This is a genomic window from Rhizobium sp. PDO1-076 (assembly GCF_000247475.1).
Lineage (GTDB): Bacteria > Pseudomonadota > Alphaproteobacteria > Rhizobiales > Rhizobiaceae > Allorhizobium.
Genome location: NZ_AHZC01000194.1, coordinates 1 through 2,876 on the forward strand (window position 1 = coordinate 1; position 2,876 = coordinate 2,876).

Consider the following 2,876-nt stretch of genomic DNA (forward strand, 5'->3'; position numbering starts at 1 on the left):
AAGAAGTCTGCCCGCACCCCGAAGATTGTTTTTATGAAACCGACCGCGCTCGGTGCGGGCCTTGCGCCGAGAAGGCATCGGCAGCCAAAGGCGTCGAAATTGACGATACACATTCACACCTATCGGATGTGTGCCGCCTTCGACGCGAAGTAAGAGCCGCCGCGGCCCGCGTTGCCGAACTCGAGTCATTGAACGATCTGCTGCGATCAGCCGTTGCCGTCACGGAGAGCTCGGAATGACCGTCGCCCTGACAGAACCCGCGGGCGGTGCCTAATGGCCATCAATTTTCACCATGCATTCCGCGTAGGCGGCAATGAAAGATACCCTAGATCGGTCCAAATCACGTCCGTGGCGAAGAGCAGCGCTACATTCGTTGATCGCATTCCAGTACGTTTTTCCGGAGCGCAATGGCAAGCTGTCCTGCAGGTATTTCAGGCCAGCACGGGGCCCCAAGATTGCGGTGTCGCAGAGGTCACCTTCGCCAACCAAAACAGGCTGCTTCCAATTAAGTTGGAAGCCAATCTCGATCACAGAACCCATAGGAGGTTTCCTTCGGTTAGACCGAGAGAATGCCCCCCGGAGACGGACCCTATCATGGCCCTCCACGGCGTGCACTTGCTAATCGGAGAGAGGCACCTTCCAGTGTCGCTGCTAGGTGGGGAATGAACCACTCAAACGTTCGCCGCAGGGTGTTCGACGCATCGCGCGCGATGGTGATCATCTCAGGATACCAATCAGAACTATACGACAGCGCCATGCGTGGATGGCACCGCGTCGAGACCAAGGCCCGCACTGATGGGGCGAAAGCTCGGACAGAGGTCTTATGGATCAATCCGCTCGCTTGGTCGCCTGGAGCGAAACCAGTCCTACCTCTTCAACATTCCAGGAGATACTGCATGAGCAGGCGATGTGAAAACTGTGCGCACTGGTCATCGACGGACAAGGTCTGGGGATCGTGCGATTACGCCTCGACGCGAGACGACGGCGACAAACTTGCCCACGCTTCCTACGTCCGCCTGGGCGACGAGAAGCAGGCGGAGCTTGAGACGAAATACAAGTTCGGCTGCGTCGTCTGGAAGACGCTGCGCACCCCATCGCTCCAGCCGAGGGTAGCGGCCCATTGCGGCTGCTTAGCGCCTTCTCATTTCGGCCATTGAAGGTGGTCGGTTGGATACCCGAAAGCAGTCGATCAGCTCGCCCTGTCAGCAATGCGCCGCGAGCGAGCGTGGATTTATCGTTGTGCCCTGGATTTGAGCTGATGTGAACATGGCGCCAGAGCGGCAATTATTTCCGCATCCACGCCAGCGCAAGGAGTGTGAATCACGACGACAGATTTCGTGGATCGCTCTGGCCGCGCCGCTCAGGTTAAAGACATGCCACAGCAAGCCATCCCTTCTTTGAAGGCAGCCGTAAAGGAGACTTTATTCGTGCCGGAGCGACGCGCGGCACTGACCATATGACGACGGCGACTCCGATCGCGCCCTATGGATATTTTTTAAAGGTCCTTGCAAGTTCTGACAAGCCAGCCCATATTCATCGAAGTGGCAGCCATTGAACGGGCACTGCCATTTTCTGGGCGGCACTCACCCTGGCCCCAATAAAGGAGGACGTCATGTCTTCCGACCTTCATCAGCCTATCGGCAGCTTCGACATCAGCATCATCAGAAACGCGCTGCGGCATGCCGGGTTTCGCGATGAAGAACCGCTTTGCGAACTGGACCGCGGCGCGGCGCGCCATGCGATTACCCTCTACCAGAAGGGCGTCCACAGATCCGGCGAATTGATTTCCGCCGTGAACCTCTGGGCAGACAAGGCCGTCCTCGCGCGGCTGAAAAGTAGCTGTCAGGTCACGAGCCTGTGACCCTCTTTTTCCCCAATCCGACCCGTGCCTATGACGAGACCCGCGGTTTCATTCGTTTCATCGGGCATGATGGTCTGAACCAGGTTCTGTTTCTATTGCCTGTCGCACTCTTTGACCGTGAGGGGGCGACCAACCGCCGGAAGGAATGCGACTATCTCCTGGCATTCGATCGCCTGCGGGAGCGCATCCTGACGACAGCGAAGCAAGCCTATCAGTCTCGGCGACGACATATGATCGAACTCGATCTCAGTGCATTCGGGTCGTCCCTCCAGTCGGCGACCTGACGACGCCAATCAAAGCGCTTGGCGAACTCGGAAGAGGAACAAGTCATGGTCGATCGTAAGCAATCCACTGCATTGATCGTCCATGACGACCGCCTCGGGCAGACATTCGGCCTTCGACCATGCTGAAGAACGATCCTCCAGAGTGTGAGCGAAAGCTGGCTGACCTGGCGCTTCTGCGTGCGCTGCTCCACCGTTCAAGCTACTCGAGCGCGGGTCTCCGGGCGCAGTCAGGTGGCAACTATGCAAGAGAGGTCGTGATCATCGACCGCCTTCGCAAGGGAATGGTCATGAGCGATATGCAGGCAGCCGTCTGGGAGACTGTCGTTTTCAGTCACGCTACGGCTCTGTCGCGCTGGGAAGGCGAGGGCGGAAGTCCCTGTGGTCGCGATCAGGTTGCTACAACCGTGAGGAGCGGCGGCTAATGGGGACTTCGGACAAGGTGATCATACTGGCTGACATCCGTAAAAAGCGGATCGTGTCAGCGACATGCCGACCGAACGTCTTCGAGATCAGGTCAGGGGCCGGGAAGCGGCCGGATTGCAGTATCCATCCGTTTACAGCGCGGCCCGCTGTTCCGCCGAAGCAGGCTTGATGAACACTGAGGTCGCATCCCGAGCTGATCTCTGCACCGCCGCCACATGACACCGATCCCCCGCAAAGGAGTCTCAGATGTTTACGCGAACGAAGACGAGAACCGTGCATTTCGATGCGCCCTTCACCCTCAAAGGTCT

The 2,876-nt window shown here is 58.1% G+C and carries 5 protein-coding genes; 4 read left to right on the top strand and 1 reads right to left on the bottom strand.

Annotation, left to right across the window (positions count from 1 at the left end):
- Window positions 1–270 precede the first annotated feature (270 nt).
- Window positions 271–540, bottom strand: coding sequence for a DUF982 domain-containing protein (locus PDO_RS12025; RefSeq protein WP_009109855.1), 270 nt, complete (start codon window positions 538–540; stop codon window positions 271–273).
- A gap of 356 nt (window positions 541–896) precedes the next feature.
- Between PDO_RS12025 and PDO_RS27880 the strand changes: the two genes are divergently transcribed.
- From PDO_RS27880 to PDO_RS12045, 4 genes are all read left to right on the top strand, one after another.
- Window positions 897–1,157, top strand: coding sequence for a hypothetical protein (locus tag PDO_RS27880; RefSeq protein WP_009109857.1), 261 nt, complete (start codon window positions 897–899; stop codon window positions 1,155–1,157).
- A 455-nt stretch (window positions 1,158–1,612) separates the two neighbouring features.
- Window positions 1,613–1,861, top strand: a complete 249-nt coding sequence (locus tag PDO_RS12035; RefSeq protein ID WP_009109859.1) for a hypothetical protein — start codon at window positions 1,613–1,615, stop codon at window positions 1,859–1,861.
- Entirely contained in the window at window positions 1,858–2,145 is a 288-nt protein-coding gene (locus PDO_RS12040) for a DUF1488 family protein (RefSeq protein ID WP_009109861.1), read from the top strand. Before PDO_RS12035 ends, PDO_RS12040 begins: the two co-directional genes overlap by 4 nt.
- Window positions 2,146–2,264: 119 nt before the next feature.
- Window positions 2,265–2,567, top strand: a complete 303-nt coding sequence (locus PDO_RS12045; RefSeq protein ID WP_009109863.1) for a hypothetical protein — start codon at window positions 2,265–2,267, stop codon at window positions 2,565–2,567.
- The last annotated feature ends 309 nt before the right edge of the window (window positions 2,568–2,876 follow it).

Coding starts and splice junctions, on each gene's coding strand:
- PDO_RS12025 (WP_009109855.1), bottom strand. CDS start 540: ATGGGTTCTGTGATCGAGATTGGCTTCCAACTTAATTGGAAGCAGCCT.
- PDO_RS27880 (WP_009109857.1), top strand. CDS start 897: ATGAGCAGGCGATGTGAAAACTGTGCGCACTGGTCATCGACGGACAAG.
- PDO_RS12035 (WP_009109859.1), top strand. CDS start 1,613: ATGTCTTCCGACCTTCATCAGCCTATCGGCAGCTTCGACATCAGCATC.
- PDO_RS12045 (WP_009109863.1), top strand. CDS start 2,265: ATGCTGAAGAACGATCCTCCAGAGTGTGAGCGAAAGCTGGCTGACCTG.